This is a genomic window from Streptomyces sp. NPDC027663 (genome assembly GCF_055566415.1).
The window spans coordinates 191,776-212,289 of sequence record NZ_JBVHSK010000014.1 but is presented as its reverse complement, the minus strand read 5'-3'; the positions used below and the strand labels follow the sequence as shown (position 1 = coordinate 212,289).

The 20,514-nt window shown below is 69.7% G+C and carries 12 protein-coding genes; 2 read left to right on the top strand and 10 right to left on the bottom strand.

Translation table 11 applies throughout. From position 1 onward, the window contains the following. The first annotated feature begins 430 nt into the window (after window positions 1-430). Window positions 431-1,102, top strand: a complete 672-nt coding sequence (locus ACZ4SF_RS30350; RefSeq protein WP_468390526.1) for an enoyl-CoA hydratase-related protein — start codon at window positions 431-433, stop codon at window positions 1,100-1,102. A gap of 255 nt (window positions 1,103-1,357) precedes the next feature. Here the strand turns inward: ACZ4SF_RS30350 and ACZ4SF_RS30345 are convergent, their stop codons facing one another. Beyond that, window positions 1,358-2,329 (bottom strand): alpha/beta hydrolase, encoded by a 972-nt coding sequence (locus ACZ4SF_RS30345; protein ID WP_100830100.1) that lies wholly within the window; start codon window positions 2,327-2,329, stop codon window positions 1,358-1,360. 1,143 nt (window positions 2,330-3,472) lie between these two features. Here ACZ4SF_RS30345 and ACZ4SF_RS30340 point away from each other — a divergent pair. Then, window positions 3,473-6,295, top strand: coding sequence for an ATP-dependent helicase (locus ACZ4SF_RS30340; RefSeq protein WP_468390522.1), 2,823 nt, complete (start codon window positions 3,473-3,475; stop codon window positions 6,293-6,295). Window positions 6,296-6,544: 249 nt separating this feature from the next. On the opposite strand, the gene ACZ4SF_RS30335 is transcribed toward ACZ4SF_RS30340, so the two are convergent. The 9 genes from ACZ4SF_RS30335 to ACZ4SF_RS30295 form a co-directional block, all read right to left on the bottom strand. Next, on the bottom strand, window positions 6,545-6,706 hold the full coding sequence (locus tag ACZ4SF_RS30335) for a trypco2 family protein (protein WP_468390519.1): 162 nt from the start codon (window positions 6,704-6,706) through the stop codon (window positions 6,545-6,547). A 196-nt stretch (window positions 6,707-6,902) separates the two neighbouring features. Continuing rightward, complete coding sequence (locus tag ACZ4SF_RS30330; protein WP_468390516.1) at window positions 6,903-7,142, bottom strand: hypothetical protein; 240 nt, start codon at window positions 7,140-7,142, stop codon at window positions 6,903-6,905. Between the two features lie 383 nt (window positions 7,143-7,525). Beyond that, window positions 7,526-8,920: a TIGR02679 family protein gene (locus tag ACZ4SF_RS30325; RefSeq protein ID WP_468390514.1), complete on the bottom strand. Its 1,395-nt coding sequence runs from the start codon at window positions 8,918-8,920 to the stop codon at window positions 7,526-7,528. A gap of 38 nt (window positions 8,921-8,958) precedes the next feature. After that, window positions 8,959-13,197: a TIGR02680 family protein gene (locus ACZ4SF_RS30320; RefSeq protein WP_468390511.1), complete on the bottom strand. Its 4,239-nt coding sequence runs from the start codon at window positions 13,195-13,197 to the stop codon at window positions 8,959-8,961. A gap of 8 nt (window positions 13,198-13,205) precedes the next feature. After that, the gene (locus ACZ4SF_RS30315; RefSeq protein ID WP_468390509.1) at window positions 13,206-14,468 is read right to left on the bottom strand and encodes a TIGR02678 family protein; all 1,263 of its coding nucleotides are present in this window, start codon (window positions 14,466-14,468) and stop codon (window positions 13,206-13,208) included. After that, window positions 14,465-16,090: a TIGR02677 family protein gene (locus tag ACZ4SF_RS30310; protein WP_468390507.1), complete on the bottom strand. Its 1,626-nt coding sequence runs from the start codon at window positions 16,088-16,090 to the stop codon at window positions 14,465-14,467. Before ACZ4SF_RS30310 ends, ACZ4SF_RS30315 begins: the two co-directional genes overlap by 4 nt. Before the next feature lie 137 nt (window positions 16,091-16,227). Beyond that, window positions 16,228-18,414, bottom strand: coding sequence for a protein kinase family protein (locus tag ACZ4SF_RS30305; protein ID WP_468390504.1), 2,187 nt, complete (start codon window positions 18,412-18,414; stop codon window positions 16,228-16,230). A gap of 2 nt (window positions 18,415-18,416) precedes the next feature. Then, window positions 18,417-19,265 carry a hypothetical protein gene (locus ACZ4SF_RS30300; RefSeq protein ID WP_468390502.1) on the bottom strand — a complete coding sequence of 283 codons (849 nt, stop codon included), beginning with the start codon at window positions 19,263-19,265 and terminating at the stop codon, window positions 18,417-18,419. Further along, a complete protein-coding gene (locus tag ACZ4SF_RS30295; protein ID WP_468390499.1) occupies window positions 19,262-20,098 on the bottom strand; it encodes a vWA domain-containing protein in 837 nt (278 codons plus the stop codon). Before ACZ4SF_RS30295 ends, ACZ4SF_RS30300 begins: the two co-directional genes overlap by 4 nt. Between the last annotated feature and the right edge of the window lie 416 nt (window positions 20,099-20,514).

Below are 20,514 nucleotides of genomic sequence, written 5' to 3'. Positions count from 1 at the left end.
TCCTCCGCCCTGCTCGCCATTGATGAAGATTCTAGAACAATGCCCAGCCAATTAGGTATTGGACATACATCAAAACGAGGCGCAGCCTGTAGGGACTGTCGCACATGGGTGCGGTACGCGACCCGGAGAGAAGGAAGCAACGATGCTGTTGCCCACCGCGGATATGTTTCGACATCCTGGCCGGCGCATCGATACCGGCAGCCCCCGTCCGGGACATCGCCGGCGATCTGGCCACCGCCACCCGGCACGGACTCGATCCCGTGGTCCTCAGCGGCCCCTACCGCGGTGAAGGAGTCATTCGAACATCGGCATGACCGCTGCAGTGACATGGGCACGGGCAACTCGACAGTTCCGCTCCCCGCCGAGAGCACACAGCTTGATACACCAAGGCCCGACCCGATCATGAGGTTGCACAACCCAGGAGCTCACCATGCCTACGCTCGACCGCCAGGACAACGTCTTCGTGCTCAACATCGGAGACGGTGAGAATCGCTTCCACCCCGACTGGATCGCGTCTGTCAACGCCGCCCTGGACGAGGTCGAGAAGGCGGAAGGGCCGCGTGCCCTAGTGACCGCCGCGACGGGCAAGTTCTACTCCAACGGCCTGGACCTGGAGTGGCTGGGCGCCCACTCCGACCAGCACGAGAGCTACCGCATCTCCGTCCACGCGCTCTTCGCCCGCATGCTGTCCCTGCCGGTGATCACCGTCGCCGCCCTGCAGGGGCACACCTTCGCCGCTGGCGCGATGTTCTCCCTCGCGCACGACTTCCGCGTGATGCGCGCGGACCGCGGTTTCTGGTGTCTGCCGGAGGCCGACATCAACATGCCCTTCACGCCCGGCATGTGTGCCCTGATCCAATCTCGGCTGGCGCCGCAGACCGCGCACGAGGCCATGGTCACCGCCCGCCGCTATGGTGGGTCGGACGCCGCGGCCGTGGGTATCGTCGACCGGGCGGTGGCCGAGGACGCCGTGCGTTCGACGGCTGTGGAGATCGCCGAGGCACAGCAGGGCAAGGCCGGCGACACGCTCGGCACAATCAAGGCACGCATGTACGCCTCGGTCCTGGGCACCCTGCGCTTTGTCCCCCGCCCGCTCGGCTGACACACCGCCCGGGCTTCCCCGTTCCGCAAGCCGCAGCCCGCCATCATGACGATCTCAAGCGCTAGCTAGCTAGGAGTTGTCTTCAAGTGTCACGCCCACATCAGGAGCGATGCGAGGGTGACGGCTACCTGGTAGGACTCGGCGCGACGTATCACCTGATCGTGATCCACCACACGAGATCTTCGGCGGGGGTCGCGACTTCTACAGCCGGCCGCAGGAGGCTCTCATCCGCCTCACGGCGTAATGCGACACGCTTCAAGTGTGCAGTGCTCGTTGCAGCGCCTCGATGGCGAGTGTGCGCGCGACCGTGGTTGCCTTGGAGTCGCGGAGGCTGTCGAGCATCAGGAAGTCGTGGACCATTCCCAGCACTCGTACCGCGGTGACGTCCACTCCTGCCTCGCGGAGCTTGGCCGCGTAGGCCTCGCCTTCGTCACGCAGTACGTCGGCCTCGTCGGTGATGACCAGTGTGGTGGGAAGGCCACGGAGCTGCTCGATGTCGGCCCGCAGCGGCGAGGCATAGATTTCGGTGCGCTGCTTGGGGTCCGAGGTGTAAGCGTCCCAGAACCACTTCATCCCGTCGCGAGTGAGGTAGTAGCCGTCGGCGAACTGCTGGTAGGACGGAGTGTCGAAGTTCGCGTCGGTGACGGGGTACAGCAGCACCTGGGCAGCCAGTTGCACATCTCCGCGTTCCTTGGCCATCAGCGCGAAGACCGTCGACATGTTGCCGCCCACCGAATCGCCGCAGACCGCTATCCGTGAGGCATCGAGGTTCTGCTCCCCGCCGTTTTGGAGGATCCACTTCCCAACCGCGTAGTTCTGCTCGATCTGAGTCGGGTACTTCGCCTCAGGGGCCCTGTCGTAGACGGGGAAGACCACCGCGGCGTTCACTCCGACCGCCAGTTCGCGGATCAGCCGGTCGTGCGTCTTCTCGTCGCCGAACACCCATCCGGCGCCGTGGATATACAGGACCACCGGTAGGGTTTCCATCGTTCCCCGGGGGCGGATGACACGCGTGCGGACGTTGCCGTACTGCCCGGCGTCGACGGTCACCCAGTCCTCGTCCACCTCCGGCTTGGCCACCCCTTTCCCTTCCTGGAGACCGTCGAGGATCTCGCGACCGTTCTCCGGCGGGACCTCGTAGATGCGCGGATGTGGTGACGTGGCCTCCGTCAGCTCCCGGGCAGAGGGTTCCAGGACTGGGGTTGCGACGGATCGAGAAGCGGGCATGGTGCGCCTCCTGCCTCAGATGTAGCGGTACATGCGGCTGGCCCACCCACCTCCCATCGTCTCTCAGCAGCGCATCGGTGCAACCCCGGGACAGGGCGTGAAGCCCAGGTCACGTTGGGTCGTCGAGGCTGCACCATGGCGCGGATCCACCGTCGGGTCCCGGCTTGTGGACCTCCGCGAGCGTGAGCTTTTCGTCCCGCGGCCTAGGCACGGACGTCGTCAAGACGCGCTCCGTCAGATATCAGTAGAGCTGCAGCCGCTCTTCGAGGCCATCAGTCATACAGTGTGCATGACATATCCCGATCTCTACCTGAAGCCGCTCCCGCTCGCGGGGTGTCTGTCGCTCAGGGGTGCGCGACTGATCCTTCATGGTTGCGGAACCATGGCTCGTGCCCGTCGTCCGACACAATGCGTTCTGCCAGGCGGCCCATGGCAGCTTCGAGCCCGGCACGCGGGCCATCTTCTCCGTATTCCCCTCCCACCACCGGAACGATGCCTTCCGGTGAATGCACGGTAAGTTGGTCGCCGTGCAGGCAGTAACTGGGGCTGCTTCGCAGGTCAGGGCCCTAATGCTTCGAAAGCGGATCACTCTCTTCTAAGCACCTGGTGCGTTCGGCATGGCGCGATACATCTGCGCTAGCGGCACCTTCCTACTCGCGTTCGAATTGTCCGGCACAAATCGCTTGCACTGCACGACGAACGTTCGGACGTCCGGAAGTCAGCCGACCCGGTCGGCACCGCGCCGTTGGTACCACTACCGTCCGTTCCTCAGCTGTACGCCTGCAAGGACTTACGACTCGTTCCATCGAACTCGCTGCCCGTCAACGAATTCGCGACGCTGCAATCGAGAGCGTGGCACCTCTCCCGGCTTTCTGCGGGACCCACGCCGCAGCGCCCGCCGCCTCCCCCAGCCCCAGTGGACGCATCGAACGCACTAGAGACAGAAATCGAACAGGCACACACGTTGGAGTGAGGCGATTAATGCACCTTCGATGGAAATAATCAGAGGCCACTAGATGGATTGCCCGACAGGCGCACCAAACGAAATTCGAACTGGTGATAGACAACGCGTTGCAGTAGTGAAGCGATTGTCAGTGCCGCTTGGTACACAGTTCGTCGCTCGGGGAGCAGGTCCCCGACGTGATGAGTGGAGACACCTCGGTGCAACTGACCTCGAATCAGCTGGCAGCGATCGACACCGTGGACCGGCACCTGGGAATCGTCGCGTGCGCTGGATCCGGAAAGACCGAAGTCATCGCCCGGCGGGTGGTGAAGTTGCTCCGACTGCCCGGCGTGGAGCCGCGGCACATTGTCGCCTTCACGTTCACTGACCGGGCGGCCGGAGAGCTGAAGCAGCGCATCGTCTCTCGCGTCCGAGAGGAACTGGGAGATGTCCGTGGCTTGGCCGAGCTGTTCGTTGGCACCATGCACGGCTACGCCTTGAGCATGCTGCAGTCCCAGGTGCCGGAAACGTTCAAATGCACTGTCCTCAGCGATGTGCAGGCTCGTGTTCTGATCGACCGCAACAGCCGGGCCAGCGGTCTGACGACGACACAGATCCGCACCAAGGGCAAACCGACCCGTCCGATGAAGCGATACGTCAATTCCCGTCTGTACCAACGGGTTTTGGGCATGCTCCGAGAGGACGAGATCGACCAGGACGAGTTGCCGTCGGACGTGCTCGACGGCCTGAGCAGTTACCGAGCGTTGCTCCAGCGCCTTCACTACCTCGACTACAGCGAGATCCTCCGCCTCGCCGCGGACCTGCTGCTCCCGCCTCCAAGTACGGGAGGGCCGGCCACCGAACCCGTGGTCAATCTGCGCGCCCACGTGCGGGACACGGTCCGCTACGTCGTGGTGGACGAATACCAGGACACCAACCCCGTCCAGGAACAGTTGATCGCCGGCCTCATCCAGTTCGGCGCGAACCTGTGCGTCGTGGGGGACGACGACCAGACGATCTACCAGTGGCGCGGAAGCGCGGTGAACAACATCCTGACGTTCACCACCCGCCACAGCGGCGCCAAGACTGTGACACTCAACGAGAACTTCCGCTCGTCCAAGGCAGTGGTGGACCTTGCACGCCGGGTGGCGGAGGGCATCGATCCCTCGCGTCGGCTGAGCAAGTCGATGATCGCCAGTGGCCACCAGAGCTATGACCGCGGCGACCTGCTGGCCCTCTCCTTCGGTACGCCGCAGGAGGAGGCGGCGTGGATCTGCGACCGCATCGAGTGGATGATCGGCCTACCCTTCACCGACCGTGCCGGCGCGCCGCCACGGGGCCTGGCGTACTCGGACTTCGCCGTCCTCTTCCGCAGCGTGTCGGGCGACGCCGACCCGCTGGTCACGGAGATGCGCGCCCGGGGCATCCGCTACATCATCAAGGGCCTGAGCCGCCTGTTCCAGACGCCCGAGGTCCAGGCCGCCAAGACCTGCTTCGACTACATCGCCGGAACCGTCGACGGCGACGCTGTCGTCACGGCCTGGACGGACGCCCGGCTCGGGCTCCGCGGGGAGGCCCTGAAGCGCGGGGTGAAGATCCTCGACGAGGCCCGCGGCTGGGCGGAGGGCATGCCCTGGGACACCTACACGATCCAGGGCACCTACCAGCGTTTCCTGGGCGAGGTCGGCGTCCGCGAGGAGCACCTCACTGCCGAGGTCGGCCGCGAGCGCAGCGAGCTCGCCTTCTACAACCTGGGACGGTTCAGCACCGCCATCGGCGACTACGAGCGCATCCACTTCCTCAGCAGCCCGCCCGACCGGTTCGCCACCTTCGCCAAGTGGCTGGAGCACCAGGCTGGCGACTACTACGAGGAGAGTGACGCCGACGCCGGATACGCCCGGCCCGACGCCGTCACTATCGCCACCGTCCACCAGGCCAAGGGCATGCAGTGGCCGGCGGTGTTCGTGCCCTGTATGCGCCGCAACCGCTTCCCCAGCAAACGGCAGGGCGGACTCGGTGCGTTCCACATCGTCCCGGAGGCCGCCGTCAACGACGCCGACCGCTACCGCGGCAGCGAGGAGGACGAGCGCCGGCTCTTCTACGTGGCCGCGACCCGCGCCCAGAAGTACCTCGCCCTCTCCTTCTCCCCTGGGCCGGGCAAGCTCTACCAGCGGGAGTCGCAGTTCTTCGCCGAGGCGACCCGCAACACCTACGTCCTGACCCGGGAGGCCGCCAGGCCCGACGAGTCCACGCTGAACCGGCTGCCCTCAACCCCCTTGGCCGACACGCCCGACATCGTCTTCAGCTTCAGCGAGCTGAAGTACCTGTTCGAATGTCCGTACCAGTTCAAGCTGCGTTTCCTGTACGGCTTCGACTCGCCGTTGCAGAAGGAACTCGGGTACGGCAAGTCGCTCCATGACGTGATGGCCGAGGTGCACAAGCGCGCCGTGAAGGGCGACATCGTCGACACGACGGAGGTGGAGGCGCTCGTCGACCGGCACCTGCACGCTCCGTTCGCACCGGAGCCGCTCAAGGAACAGCTGCGCAACGCGGCCATTCGCTCCGTCCACCGCTACCTCCGCGAAAACGGCTCGCGACTGGCCCTCACCGAGCACTCCGAGCAGCCGGTGGAGGTGCACCTCACGCCGGGGGTGACGGTCAGCGGACGCATCGACCTAATCCGCCGGATCGACACCGGTGAGCAGTCCATCGTGGACTTCAAGTCCAAGGAACGCGCCCAGGCTGACGCTGTTACCCGCGATCAACTGCACATCTACGTCGTGGGGTACGAGGAGCTGAGCGGCAAGCGCGCCGACCTCGTCGAGGTCCTGAACCTCGACGAGGGCAGCCGCAGCAGTCGCGAGGAGGTCAACGACACCCTACTGAAGGAGATCTCCGGCAAGGTTGCCAAGGCCGGGGACCAACTCCGCCACAACGACATGCCCCGCAAGACCTCGTGGTGCGGCACCTGCGCCGCCTGCGACTTCGCCGCGATCTGCCGGGACCGGCCCAGCACTCCGTAGCACTGCTCGACCACGTCGTCTGTCGGGCCGCGGTGTTGTGCGATACCGGCACCACGGCCCAACCTCCACACCTCCGACGCGACCGGCGAGCACCTCTGGAACCAGGATCAGGTCGAGGCGGTCTGGAGGTGATCACTCGTGCACCGTATAAGCGACTTCTCCCCCGGCGGAGGTGTGCGGCTCGATGGTGACCCGGACCGAGTGCGTAGAGGTCTTGCCGCGAATCCGCTTCCGGAAGCCGTCCAACGCTCAAACCTTCAGTACGCCCTGGCGCTCTGGTGAGTCGCTCATGGCGATGGTCATCTCCAGCTCGATGCTGCTGTACTGAAAGCGCAGGGAGTTATTGGCCCCTTGTGCCGCAACCGTCAGCTCGTCATCAGTCGTCTGGATGGCTTCCTTCAGATCGATCACCGCGAGTGCCCCCGTCGTCAAGGATTAGAAGGGCAAACGCTGGACCATGCAGGCAAGTTGTTGCGCTCGGACGCCGAAGGCCGGGAGAGGCTCTCCCCTCTGCCTACGTCCTTATCCCTTCGCGAACCGTGGCGACTTGGCATCGGGCGACGGATCGGGGACGTCGCTCATGAAGGCGTCGAGGGCCCGCCGGGCATCAGGTACCGCTGTGGCGGCTGACTGACCTCATCTCGCGGTCCCGCACCGGCGGCAGTTCGACTCCCTGCAAAGGGGTGTCGTCGGGGTGGTGGAACAGTTCCCTGCACGCGTTGTATGCGAAGCGTTGGTTCAGCTCCTTGGCCAGCTTGGTATGGGTTCGCACAATGAAGCCATCGTGTCCCGGCGACGCCATGATGATGGCCGCCCGGCGATCGATAGGCTTGGAGGACTCGCCCATATCGCGACTTTGCGGGCACCCCCTCACATCGTCTGGCCTTTTCGCGGAGTCGGAGTTCCTGCAGACAAGACCTCTGCGACCCCAGTCCCTTCAGACGCCCTGACCAGCCCAGCAATGCACCCGACACCCCGTCAGAACGAGCGTCAAATGAGCGTCATTTCAGCGTCAAGATATCGCCCGTAACGCCCACACCGCGCATAATGCGCACGGACAAAATCGCAGGTCAGGAGCCCTTCGCGGCCGGCTCAAGGATCGCGACACACTCCACGTGATGCGTCATCGGAAACATGTCGCACGACGAGGGACTGGAAGAAGCACCAGGTCAGAGGGCGTTCATCGATCCTTCGAGTGGACTGCTGGGGCCCTGGAGCGTCGAACGAGCGTCATGACTCCCAAGGCGACAGAGCGCTGCTCGCCAATGGCTCGGTACCGGTCGGATCGGCGCCCGCCGCACTCGCGAAATGCGCCTCAGCGGACCCCCGTCCAAGGTCCGTGAGCAAGTCGTCCAGCACCGTTTCCTCCTCGACCCGGACACTGCACTCGGCGAGAGCGACGGCCAGGGCAGGGTCCCAGGGAGTCGCAGCGGACCGGCCCGTCAGATTCGGGGCTTCGGCCGCTGCGGTCACTGCTGCTCGGTAATCGGCGGCCGTGTAGCGCCACGGCCGCCAAGGGACGCTTCGCGCCAGTGCTGCGGCGATGCGCACACCGCCCCAGTCGAAATCGCCGTGGTAGAGAAGGCGGGCTCCTAGCATGGACAGGTCGCGCAGCAAGGTGAGCGCGGCGGCCGAAGGTTGCCCTTGGAGGCACACCATGGGCGGGCACGCCGGGCCGAGAGTGTCGGCGGCGGCGGACAGCACGGCCGGGTTCTCGCAGATGTGAACCGTTCCCGTCGTCGGAATGGAGGCAACCGGTGCGCTACGGGTGAGGGAGCGGAGGGTCAGCACCGCCGGCTCCCCGGCGTCGGCCATCCAGTCGAGGAATGGTGTACCGCGCAGGTTGAGGGTGAGGACGGTCGACGACAGGTCGTCCTTGAGCAAGCCCGCGGAGGCCCACGCCTCCCGCCGCCACTGCGCACCGGAGCCGTCGGCGAAGTCGGTGAGGCAACGGATGCCGGACAGGACGAGAGTGGCGAGCGGCGTCCCCTCGTCCAGGGCATGGGCACCCGAAAGGTTCCGTGCCGCGAACGTCGCCCGCGAGGTCGGGGGTGACGCGGGAAGCGCACGCAACGCGCGCACGGCGGCCTCCACCAGAGGGCCCGCGGCCTCCGGTGTTCGGGCGAGGCGACGTACGAGACCGTCACCGCGAATCCGCTCGGCCCAGCGGGCCAGCTCCCCGTCGAGGGTGTCGAGCGGGGCGTACGCCTCCTCCCAGGCCCGTTCCTCCCTGTTCCGTGCCTCGGCGTGGAGTACGACCGGGCCGGTGAGGGCGACGACGGCTGCCGCCAGTCCGTCGGGGCTGGCACCGGAGCGACGCAGGATCTCGTCCACTGTGGCGAGGCGAATGCTCAGGGAACCGCTGGATCGTGGTGCCCGCCCGAGAAGGCGATCGGCGGCGTGCCGTTGGGATTCATCGGGGTCGGACAAGGCGACGGAGCCGGTGAGCGGCCGGCCGCGGGACATGCGCTGCCGCACGCGGTCGACGAACCAGGCAAGGCCGGGATGGCCGAGCAGACGTCCGAGGCGCTCGGTATCGACGTCGGTCCGGGCTTCTCCCGGTGGCGGCACGGCCGGCACCACGTCCGCGGTGGCGGCCGACGGTGTCGTGCGTCCGGCCGCCACCTGGCCTCCGTCGCGGTCAGGCGGGGTCGCCGGACGGGTCACGTCCACAGGGCCCCCTGCCCGCCGGCGCTGTCGACCACGGGGGTCCGTCCGGGCTCGTCCACAGGACTCACCGGCCTGGCGGGCCTTTCGCCGGAGTCGCCGGCACCGGCAGCCGTCCCGAGCGCGTCCAACCGGGCACCGGGCTCCGTGCCGCGCCGCCGTTCGCTGCCGTCCCATTCCCACCGCGTCACCAGTACGGCGTCAATGTCGTCGACGCGGGAGAGCTGGGCGATGGCGATGCCCGGCACCTGGGGGTAGCAGGCCCATTCGCGTTCGCTGGTCATGACGACATCGAGGTCGAAGGCGCGGAGCAGGCCGAGGCACTTGGCGCGCGAGTCGTCGTCGACGCCGGCGAACGCCTCGTCCAAAGTGACCAGGCGCGGGGCGTGCGCACCGCCCGCGCTCGCGTAGTGCGAGGATGCGGCGGCGAACAAGGGTACAGAGGCGGCCAGTACGCGCTCCCCGCCCGAGGCGGGTCCGGTGGCGGGCACCCACTTGCCGTGCTGGTGGCGTTCGACGCCGAACTCGTGCCAGGACCGGTAGTCGAGGGCGGCGGTGAGGTCCTCCAGCCAGCTGCCGGTGCTGTCGTCGGCCTGCCGGTGGGCGATCTGCTCCTGGAGGAACGCGCCGACCGCGGCCCGGTCCTCGGGCGACCATGCGTCGGCGGACTGACGCAGCCGTTCCCGGGCCTGGGCCAGTCCCTGCGGGGCCCGGCGGGACGCTCTCCACACCAGTCGCAGCTTCATGCCCGTGGAGGTCGGACGCTCCTCCAGTTCCCTGTTCATGGCGGCCACCTGCCGTTCGGCCGCACCGATCAGTTCCTGGAGCGTCCCGGCGACCTCGGTGATCAGATGGGTCTGGAGGATCTCGCGCTCGCGTGCGGAGAGGATGCGGGTCAGTTCCGCGACCTCCACGGCCAGTGCCTCGGCGAGTTCGGGCACGCCCCGTTCCCGGCCCTGGTAGACGATGTCGACCCGCATGCCGTCCTCGCTCGGGCGGGCGGTGGCGGTGTGGCCGTGCCGCGACAGGGCGTCCTGGAGCCTGCCGAACTCCTCGCTCAGCCGCTTCTGCACGCGTTCCCAGGCCGCGTCGGTGTCATCGATAGAGGACAGCCGGGACTCCACGGCCCGCGCGAGGGCGATGGCGGGGGTCGCCGCCCATGTCCCTCCGCCGTCGTCCGGTACGTCGATGTCGGGCAACGCCACGGCGAGCAGCCCCGTCGCGGCGAACCGCTGTAGCGCGGCGACGGCTTCCTCCCGCGCGGCGGTCGCCTCGGTGACGTCCTCGGCGAGCCGCTCGATGCGTCCCTCGGCGCGGCTGGCCCGCCGGTCGGCGTCACCGTACTCCGCCCGGGCCTGCCGCTGTTCCTGCTCACAGGCCCGGGCCGCCTCGGCCGTCTCCTCCAATTGCTGCTGAAGCTCGGCGACGGCCGCTCCGACGGTGGAGCGGAGCGTCGTGAGGTGTTCGTCCGCCGCCGCGGCCGCCCGAGCCGCCTCCGTGGCGCGCTCGGCGAGTTCGGACACGAGGAGGTCGGCCCGGCTGGTCTCCTCCCGCTCGCCGGTCACCGCGCGCTCGGCCTCCGCGCGTTCGCGCAATGCGGGCCACAGGGCCGCCAGGAGGGCGGTGTGGTCGGCGAGCGCCTGGCGAACGGCACCCAGTGCCGTCTGGTCGGTGGGGAGGTTCAGGTCGGCCGCGGTGTCGGCGAGTTCGGCCGTCGCACGGTCGGCGCGCTCCGCCGCCGGAGCCAGTTCCGCGGCTCTTTCGTCCCGCCGGGCGCGGGCGCGACGGACCGCTTCGGCCGCGGCGGTGACGAGTGCGTGGGCGTGCCGCAGGTCGTCGTCGCCGGGCAGTGCGGCGAGTTCGGCGTCCAGCACGGCACGGCGCCCGGCCACGGCGCGGGACTCCTCGGCCAGCCGCTCCCGCTCCGCCGTCAAGCCGTCGATCTCGGCGCGCAGTTCTGCGATCCGGACGCGACGTGCCTGCTCCCGCGCTCCTTCCCCCACGTACTGGGCGCTGTCCTTGGCCCAGCTGCCGGTGAGCGCCCCGACGCGGAAGCGACCGTCCGCACAGACCCAGGTGTCGTGGCCACCGGCCTCCCAGGAAACCTCGCCAGGCCCGTCATCGCCGACCGCGGCCAGCCCGATCGAGGCGAGCAGACGCGCGACCGTCTCCTCCCCCACGGCTGCGGCCCCCGCGTCCGCGGGGTCGACCGCCGGGCACAGCGCGCGGTCGAGGCCGGTCCCGCCGAGCAGACCGACCGGGTCGAGCAGCACGTCGTGGCCGTCCGCCACGACCGCGGAGCCGTCCGGCCGCACCCAGGCGTCGAGAAGCCCCGACGCCTCCAGAGCGGCTTCCAGTCCCGCGCGGTCGGCCTCGGTCAGGTGCGGGCGGAAGTCGACCAGCCGCCACAGAGGAGCGCCGGGGTTCCGGTCCCGCACGCCGGGTGTGCGCGTGGGGGGAGCCGCGGGGCCGCGCTCCCCACCGGTTTCGAGAGTGGTCAGTTCGTCCGCCGCCAGCCGCTGCCGCTCCGCCGTCGCCTCCTCGCGGTGGGCCAGAAGGGCCGCTCGGTCGGCCAGACGCGACGCGGCGGCGCGATGGGCCTCGGCTGCCGCGTTCCGGGCCGGCAGCGGGCCGTCCAGAGAGCGGACCCAGTCCTGTACGGCGTCCAGGACCCCCGGCAGCCCGGGCACCCGCAGCTCCACATATCCGGAGAATCGCTCCCGCACGGCCGTGACAAGCGCCCACCCCTCCCGGGCGACGTTCTCCTCCGCCTCGGCCAGCCGCTCCTCGGCGTGCACGACCTCCTCGTCGGCCTCGTCGGCGCGCAGCCGGGCGGCCCGGTGCCGCTCCTCGGCCTGCTCCGCGCGCGTCGCGAGTTCCACCACGTGCTCGACGGCGCGCCGCCTGCTCGCGGTCGCCTCGTCCGCCTCCCGGCGCAGAACCGCGTCGGGGGCTCCCTCCGTCCGGGGGACGTCGAGCCGGGCGGCCGCGGCGCTCTCGGCCACCCGGTCCCGGATGCCGTCCAGCGTCTCCCGGGCGGCGGTGAGCCGGTTGTCCGCGGTGGCGAGCCGGCCCAGGGCCCGGGTGTGCGCTTCGGCCGCCGTACGCCGGTCCGCCTCGGCCCGCTTCAGCTCCACGGCCGTGCGAGAGGCATCGTCCGCCGCCCGGTCGAGCGCTCGGGCATCGCGCATCTCGGGCCGGGACCGCAGCGTGGCGTCCTGGGCGGCCAGCCGCGCGGCCTGCTCGTCGAGGGCGGTGCCCCTCGCGCGGGCCTCTTCGCGGTCCGCCACGGCGTGGTCCCGGTCCATCTGCACTTTGGCGAGTTCCCGTTGCAGGTTCTCGTACCGGGCGTGTTCGCGGCGCGGCAGGCGGGCGCGGCGCCGGGACGCGAGGCGGGCGTAGCGCCGGTAGTGGTCGAGGAACGCCGAGGACGCCTGTTCGGCCTCGCGGGCCGCCCGCAGTTCCTCCTTCTCCTCGTCCAGCGACCGGAACGCCTCCGCAGCGTCGGCGACGACCGCCTGGTCCATCGGCGGCAGAGCCTCGGTCAGTGCCCGGGACAGGGCGGCCTCGCTGGGACGCTTGGACAGTTGGGGTTGGCGCAGCTGGATCAGGAGGTCGACGAGGGCGCCGTAGCGCCGCTCCCCCAGCCCGAAGAGGGCTTCGTCGACCGCCCTGCGGTAGGCCTTGGCGGTGTCGTACACCATGCCGTGGCCGCCTACAGCCTCGGCGAGCCGGTCCCGGGACAGTGCCGTCCCGGTCGCGTCCAGCAGGTCGAGGCCCGCGCCGATCCGCTGGTCGGTGACCGCGAACCAGTGGCGGGCGATGCCGCGTCCGGCGACCGCCTTGAGCCCGCACAGCAGCGTGCGGAAGTGCGCCTCGCCCGTGGTGCCGTCGTGTCGTCCGAACTCGATCCAGGTGTAGCCGAGTCGTTCGGGGTGCTGGTGCGCGCCGCCCAGGAGCAGGTTCCACTCCATGCGCTTGCCCGGGTCGCCGTCGGGTTCGACGCGGCGGGCGGACAGGTCGCCGTCCAGGAGGAACGGCAGGGTGAGGGCGAGCACCTTCGACTTGCCGGTGCCGTTGTTGCCGCGCAGCAGCAGCCGGCCGTCGCGGAACCAGAACTCCTCGATGTCGTAGTGGAAGAGGTCGACGAGTCCGATGCGCAAGGGCCGCCACCGGCCGGGAGCGGGAGCGGGGAGCGCGGGGCCAGGCGGCTGGGGGCCGGGGAGCGCGGTCACGGGGCGGTTCACCTTTCGTCCTGCATGGGCTGCACGAGCGGCAGGGTCTGCTCGGTCGTGGCGGGTCGGCGGGCCCGTCCGGGTTCCCTGACGACGGGCTCGCCGACCGCGTACCGCGCGAGGGCGGGCCGCGGTACGACGCCCCGTTCGGTGCGCTCGGCGAGTCCCAGCGCCACCAGCTTGGTCAGCGCCTGCTCGACGAGTTCGGGCTCCGCGCCCGGTTCCCTCGCCGACTTGGACCAGAACCCGCCATGTTCAACGGCCAGTTCCCTTACGCGGGCCGCAAGCTCCGCCGGTTCGACGGGCCCGGCCGCCCGGGCCAGGTGCCCCGCCAACAGCAGGGTGATGTGACCGTGGGTGCCCTGTTCCGGCATGCGCGTGTCCGTGAGGTCGTCCATCGGGTCGACCATGGCGATGCCCTCGGCCCGGACCTCCGGGACGAGTCCCGTCAGCTCGTTGATGCGGGCGGTGATGAAGCCTCGCTGCCGGGTGAGGTAGGCCAGTTCTTCGTCGGTCAGGTCGTCGTAGTACAGGACCGGGTCGTCCAGGAGGATGCGGGTCAGCTTCCAGCGGACCGCCCGGAACCTGAGCTCGTCGCTGTCGAGCGCGGTCCACGCGGTCATCTCCACCAGGCGCTCCTCGAAGCCCTCGGCCTCGACCATGGAGGGACCTCGCAGGTACGCGGGCATCCCGGCCAGCACGCGCCGCCGCACGTCGTACAGCACGTCGCCCGATCCGCTGACGTAGGCGTCCTCGTCGCCGGCCACCCGCCGCAGCACCCCGAGCCGCAGCAGCAGGCGGACGACGGCCGCGAGGTCGAGGCGCTCGTCGCGCCGCTCCAGAGTGAACGTGATCCCGGTGGCCACGAGTTCGGGATCGGCGGCGGCCAGGACGACTTGCTCGGCGAGACGTCCGAGCGCCACCTGCGACTCGCCCCGTTCCAGTGCGGCCAGGGCCAGGCAGAGCAGGACGTAGCGGCGGCGGGTGAAGGGCAGGGCGCTGCGGGCGGCCTCACGCGCCGGGTGCGTGGCGTCGGTGAGGGTGCCCGGCGTCTTGCGCAGCCGTGCGGCGTCGGCGTCCGTGCGCAGCGTCCAGCCGACGTTGCGTTCGAACCACTCCCGCAGCTCGGCGGTGTGCCGGCGCACCAGCTTGAACTCGTCGGCGTACGGTCCGTCGGCGGTGAGCAGCGGCTCCTTCAGCAGGGCGCGTGCGGCCTTCTGGAGGTCGGCCTGCCGCTGGCCGTCGAGGACCTCGGCGAGGGGGCCGCTCATCGGTCCTCCGCGAGCTGGGGAGCGGTGTCCCGTCGCGGGGCGGGGAGGGGAACGGGTGCCGACGCCAGTGCGGCGCGGTGGCCCTGCCCCGCCGTGAGGTCGACGATGTCGATCAGGTGGTCGGGGCCGCTGAACACACCGTAGGGAGTGCGCACTTCGGCTGTCGATCCGTCGTCGAGGGCGGTCAGCCGGATCTCCATCGATCCGTCCCCGCTGGTGGCGACAGTGGTGATGGTGCCCGGCCGCCAGGTGGCGAGCGCGTCGCCGAGCAGCCGCAGGAACAACTGGAAAGCGTGGGGGTCGAGTCCGCCGAGCCGGGACAGCCGCACCGGTCCGTCCGTCACGAGGCGGTCCCGGGCCCGCCTGGTCTCCTCCGTCTGCCGGGCGGCGATCTCGGCGAGCCGACGCTTCGCCTCGCCCCGGTCGGTGACCCGGCGCGGCTTGCCGCGGCGTTCGTAGCTGCCGGTGCGGCGCAGCTGGGGGCTGATCCGCAGCGGTCGCGCCTCACTCCACGGAGTGGCGGCCGGCGCCGGGGAGGCTGTCCGTTCGGCAAGGGTGTCGGCGTCGACGGTGAGGTGCCGGGAGGAGTGCAGCCCGAACGCCACCCGCCAGAGCCGGTGACGCGCCTCGTCGTCCGGGGCCTGGGCGAACCAGCGCGCCAGGGTGCGGAAGTCGGCCGAGCGGTCCGAGCGTCCGGCCCGCCGCTCGTTGAGCTGCCGTACGACGGCCAGGAGCTGCGGGATCGAACCGAGCGCCCGCCCGCGCAGCAGCCTGGCCTGCGACTCCCGTCCCTCCTCCGAAACGAACCACTCGGCGAGCCCGGACCACCGCGCGGCCCACCGCTCGTACGCCACCGCCTCCGCCCGCTCGGCGTCCTCGGGAGCGGCGTCGGCGGCTTCGCGGGCGGCGGCCAGCCGCAGCAGCGGACCGACCCGTTCCTGCTCCTCCAGCTCCCCGATCAGCAGGGCGATGCGCCCGCCCAGGGTGATGAGGTCCTGGATGAACCGCTCCAGGTACTGGATCAGCCGGTCCTTGTAGGCGAGGAACGCCTCGACCTCGATGTCGTGCAGGTCGATGGTGCGCTGGAGCGAGCCCATGAAGGCGCGGGCGTTGTCGGCGAGGTCGGTGAACCGCGCAGTCAGCACGGACAGGGCGACGTATGTCTTGGCCGGGTCGGGCTCGTCCTCCGCGGCGATCACCAGGAGCGCCCGCAGCTGCGTGACGATGTCGTGCAGCGCGACCGCCTGGAGTTCGCCGCGCCGCCCCAGCACCTCGTCGTACGTCCCCAGCGCCGCCTCCGCCGCCTCACCGGCCCGGGTGAGCTGGTAGATGAACCGCCTGCGGTAGAAGTCCTCGACCGCCGTCACCCGCGCGTGGTCCGGGTCGGCCCGCAGATTGCCCCACTCCACGAGCTTGTCCAGCGTCTGCGTCACCGCGTCGAGGTCGGCGGGCCGGCTCCCCGCGTCCAGGGCGGCGTACACGTCCTCCGGCCGCAGATGCACCGCGAACCGCTCCTTGGCGGCGAGGAACGCCCGCATGACCTGGCGGTAGAGGGGGGCGTTGGGGGTGGTGAGGTGAGCGAACGGGGTGTAGTCGACGGATTCGGCAGTCTCGGAGCTCATCGTCGACCCATTGTTCCGGACCAATGCAGGCGACTGTACGGGATGTCTGATTTTTGCTGATGACAGGCCGGTGCGCGCCCCGCGGGGGCGCCACCCGGTTCGACAATGCCCCAGCTCCCCGCTGGTGGGATGCGACCTCAGTGACCGAGGTAGAGGAACCGTAGGTAACTCGCGTACGAGAGCCCGCGCTGCCTGAGCTTGGCGGCCTCGAGGGAGGCACTCAGCGTTCCGTGGAGCGCACTGTTCTGCTGGAGTTCGACCGCGCACCGGCTGAATTCCTGCCGCTGCTGCCGGGCCCGGTCACCCGCGCGCCTGTTCTCCCGGCTGAGCCGCTCCTGACCGTCCTCCAGTTTCTTCCGCGCCTTGGCACGCGAGGCATCGGTCTCGGACTCCACAGTCTTGCGCTGGGCGGCGAGCTGGGACCGACGGCGGTCGATGCCCTGCTCGACCGACTGCCGCTCCGACGCGCTGAGCGCGGTCGGCTGCCGGGCTTCGGCGGAAGTGACCAGACTCTTACGCCAGACGTCGAGAGCGATGGCCTTGGCCTCGCCGATGCCGTGGACATCGACCACCCGGCCGTTGTTCAGCACGAGTACGGCGCCGGTGCTGTTGTAGTTGGTGTTCTGCACGGACCGGTAGCCCTTGAAGTCGGCTGCCGTCCGGATGCCCGCTGCCGCAAGACGAGCGGCAAGCGTCGGCCCGATGCCGTGCGGCGGCGACTGGGCGATCAGCCGACGGCTGAGCTGGTCCCTCACATATGCGGACTGCTTGTCGGCGAGTGCCTTGCCCAAGGCCCTGCGCAGTTCCTCCGCGAGGCCGTCGATCTTCTTGTCGAGGTCGCGCTGCTTGCGGACCTTGCGCTTCTCGGCCTCCTTCAACTCGGCGTGGTACTGGGCTGTGAGCTTGTCCTGGGCTCGCGGGTGGGCGGCGATCCGCTTCGTCTCGGCCGCGTCGAACTTCGCCCGGTCCTCGCGCAACTTCTCGGCTGCCTTGACCGGGTCCCCGAGCCGGGCGAGTTCGTTCGTCAGCTGGGCGAGAGCGGCCCGCGACTGTGCCCGCTCCACGCGGCGGCTCCGGGCGAACGCGGTGAACACGACGGCCGCGGCAACGGGCACACCCGGCCCGATCAACGGCGCCGAGAGTCCCGCGACGACGATCAGGACGGTCGCGGCCAACACGAGGGGCCAGAGCACGGCCGTGACGACGTCCAGCGGCGTCCGGACGCGGAAGCCGTCCGGTGAGGTGACCATGGGTCCGGTCGATGGCGGCGGGGCCGGCTGAGGGACGTGTCCTGCCATCCAGCCGGGCAGTCCGCCCGCAGCGGGGGCGGGGGCAGCGCCCGTGCCGGAAGCGCCCGTTCGCGTGGCCCCCGTCGCGGCGGTGCGCTGCCCAGGGACCGTCCCGGCCAGCGGAGGGAGCACGTCCAGCGGCTGAAAGGCCAGCGACCTCACCTGGTCGGCGAGGCTGCTCACCATGCGGTCAGGGTGGGACAGTAGCGTCTGTAGACGTGTGGAACCGCTCGGACTCTTGAAGTCCTCCTCGGTGAGCAGCAAGAACTCGCCTTTCGGCTCGTGCAGCCCGTTCCAGAGTGCGGGGTCGGCGGCGATCGCTTTGAGCGACAGGAAGATGACCCACGCGGAGAAGCGGTCCAGGTTGTCCCCGAAGTCGTCGTTCCCCCGCAGGGGCGACTGGTAGTTGCGGTGTCCCCGCTCGGTACCGTTCAGACCGGCCAGTGCCGGCACGTACATGCCGTCGTAGTCGACCAGGCGCAGGGTGTCGTCACTCGCGACGAGCAGGTTGCCGTGCTGCAGGTCACCGTGGGCTATCTGGTTTTCCGCCAGGTCGCGGGTGAGCGCCTCGAACCGGTCGGCCAGCCGGCCGACGGCGAACCGGTCGGCGTGGTTGTCGTCGAGCCACGAGGACAGAGTGACGGCCTCGCACCACTCCATCTTCAGGACCGGATAGCGCTCCTGCCCGACGCTGATCGCATCTGGAAGGTACTCGAAGCCGAGAGCCCACGGTTGGGAGAGCCCGGCCGGGTCCAGCTGGGCAAGCCGGGAGCTGATGGCCTGGTAACGGCGTTCCTGGTCGGGAACGTAGCGGGTGAAACATTTGACCGCGTACCGCTGGCCCGACGTAGCGGAGGTCAGCGAGAACACGCTGGCGAAGGCGCCGGAGATGGCGCGGGGCAGACCGAGCTTGGTCAGTTCCGGCCGGGCGCCTTTGAGCTCTGGATGCCGGAAGCACAGGTGCGTGTGCTGCAGTGCCTCCGCGTAGTCGCCGCCACTGGGGAACTGCCTCTGCGGACCGGTGGCCGAGCCCATGTTCACCGTCCTTCGAAGTCTATCCGTACGACCGCCACGTCGTCGTTGCGCAGTTGTCCGCCGCCCCGCAGGCCGTTCAGCCACTCCTTGAACCCGTGCAGGTCGTCGGGCCCGGCGAACTCCAGCAGTTGGCGCAGCGCGCCCTCCTGGTCCGGAACCGACAGGAACCACGCGGCCAGGGCGTCGGTCATGAGGAGCAGTCGGTCGCCGGGCGCGCACCGACCTTCGGTGAACCGCGTACGGCAGGCCAGCAGCGCCGCGTCGTGGTTGCGGCTGCCGAAGAGGTCGGGGGTGGTGCCGAACTCCTCGACGGCCTGCACCGGGAACGCCTGTACCAGCCGGTCGTCCCGCAGGTGGAAGAGGCAGCTGTCCCCCAGGGCGGCAGCCCGCCACCGCCACGCTGGTTCAGCTGCTTCGTGCTCGACACCGGAGTCCGGATCGACGCGCACCGTGAGCAGCGTCGCGTAGGCGCCCTCGGCCAGCTTGGTGTGTTCGTACCACTTCAGCGGCCGTCCTTCCGCGGTGCGCGCCTGTGTGTACTGCGCCAGCCAGGGATCCCACTGGGCCACCGCCGACGAAGCGAACTCCTCGTAGGCGGTTCCGCCGGACAGGAGGTCCGGTCGCCGCAGAGCGCTTTCGGCCGCCGCGCGGGACAGCAGCCGGGCCCAGTCCTTGGCCAGGGCGCTTTCCGTCGCACCGTCACAGACGCCCGCGGTGACGGGTTCGAACAGCATCTCGTCGTGTGAGCGGCTGGGGAGCACGGCGACCGCGTCCTCGCATTCGTCTTCGGTGCTCCCGTGCTTCGGGGCCACGAGGTGCGTGACGTACACGCAGGAGAGCGGAGTCGTCACCGCAGTTCGGTGGCTCGGGTGCCGATGTCAAGGAACTGCACGACCGTGGTGATGTCCGCGTTGTAGACGAAGCCGCGGGTTGTCTCGCTGACCCGCTGGCCCTGGGAGGCGGCGTACGAGCGCATGTGACTGGGCAGCGGGCTCGACATGCTGAAGAGGGTGCGGGCGTAGGCGTCGGGAAGTCCGTCGGCGGTGTCGGGGAACGCGGTGGGGGTTCCCCCCGCTGCGGAGACGTGCAGGTTGAACAGGAGCGCCGCGCCGTCGGCGGTGGCGTGCGAGGTGATGGCCTCGGCGGCGGCGGTGGGGTCGCCGTCGGTCGACTCGCCGTCCGTCAGGTTGATGACGATGGGCGGGAAGCCGGCCGGGTAACGCTCCGTCCAGCCGGCGACGAGGTTCTCGGCGTACTGGAGGGCCCGGTTCATCGGGGTCCCGCCATGGGCGACCGGGTCCATCCACAGCGGGAAGTTGACCACGGTCTCCACCAGGCCACCGGCGCCGTCGGGCACCTTCTTGCTCCGCTCGTCGACGCGGGCCGGATTGTCCGCCACCTCGCTGAGCGGGACGATGTCACGGCCGGCGAGCGAGCCCGCGAACGCCGAGCCCACCGTGGCGCCGTATCCGATGACCGCGACGTGGAAGTAGTCCCGTACGCCTTCTTCCTTGGCGCACTTGACCGAGAGTTCCGTAAGGAGGCGGTTGATGGCGTCGGCGACGACGTCCGCCTTCTGCTGGGGGACCTCCCCGCCGATGGGGTCGCTCATGGAGGTCGACTGATCGACGAGGAAGATGATGCTCGTCGGATTGCTGCGGCTGATCTCGGCCGTGTACGGCACCTGGCGCTCCTGGCTGGCTGCTGAGGGTCTCGGTCATGCGGAGGAGCTCACACGGCACGCCAAGTTCCGGCTGTCGGCGCGCGCGCCGGGACGCCGAGATCCCCCCGGTCACATCGTAGGTCGAGCGATTCGGCGCCGGTGTCGAAGTAGTCAAACTGCGCCTCGGCGGGATCAGCGTCCTCGGAGTGGTTCCCTGGCGTTCCGGCCGGGCGCGGACGTCCGCCGGCCGCGGCCTCACCGTCGGCTGCGCCACGCGGACGAGGAGCCCACGGTTCGGGCGTCCGCTGCTCGGCTACTCGCGGCGGAGCGTCCTCCTCCCCCCGTCTCGTGGTCCGCCGTCCGGGACGTGCCCGCTGTCGGCGGCCACGACTAGGATTCACCGGGTCCGCGACGTGGTGGAAACGGTGCGAAAGGCC

Bases quoted from the DNA above. Each gene is read 5' to 3' on its own strand.
- ACZ4SF_RS30315 (WP_468390509.1), bottom strand. From the start codon at position 14,468: ATGAGCGGCCCCCTCGCCGAGGTCCTCGACGGCCAGCGGCAGGCCGAC.
- ACZ4SF_RS30345 (WP_100830100.1), bottom strand. From the start codon at position 2,329: ATGCCCGCTTCTCGATCCGTCGCAACCCCAGTCCTGGAACCCTCTGCC.
- ACZ4SF_RS30340 (WP_468390522.1), top strand. From the start codon at position 3,473: ATGAGTGGAGACACCTCGGTGCAACTGACCTCGAATCAGCTGGCAGCG.
- ACZ4SF_RS30330 (WP_468390516.1), bottom strand. From the start codon at position 7,142: ATGGGCGAGTCCTCCAAGCCTATCGATCGCCGGGCGGCCATCATCATG.
- ACZ4SF_RS30305 (WP_468390504.1), bottom strand. From the start codon at position 18,414: ATGGGCTCGGCCACCGGTCCGCAGAGGCAGTTCCCCAGTGGCGGCGAC.
- ACZ4SF_RS30310 (WP_468390507.1), bottom strand. From the start codon at position 16,090: ATGAGCTCCGAGACTGCCGAATCCGTCGACTACACCCCGTTCGCTCAC.
- ACZ4SF_RS30350 (WP_468390526.1), top strand. From the start codon at position 431: ATGCCTACGCTCGACCGCCAGGACAACGTCTTCGTGCTCAACATCGGA.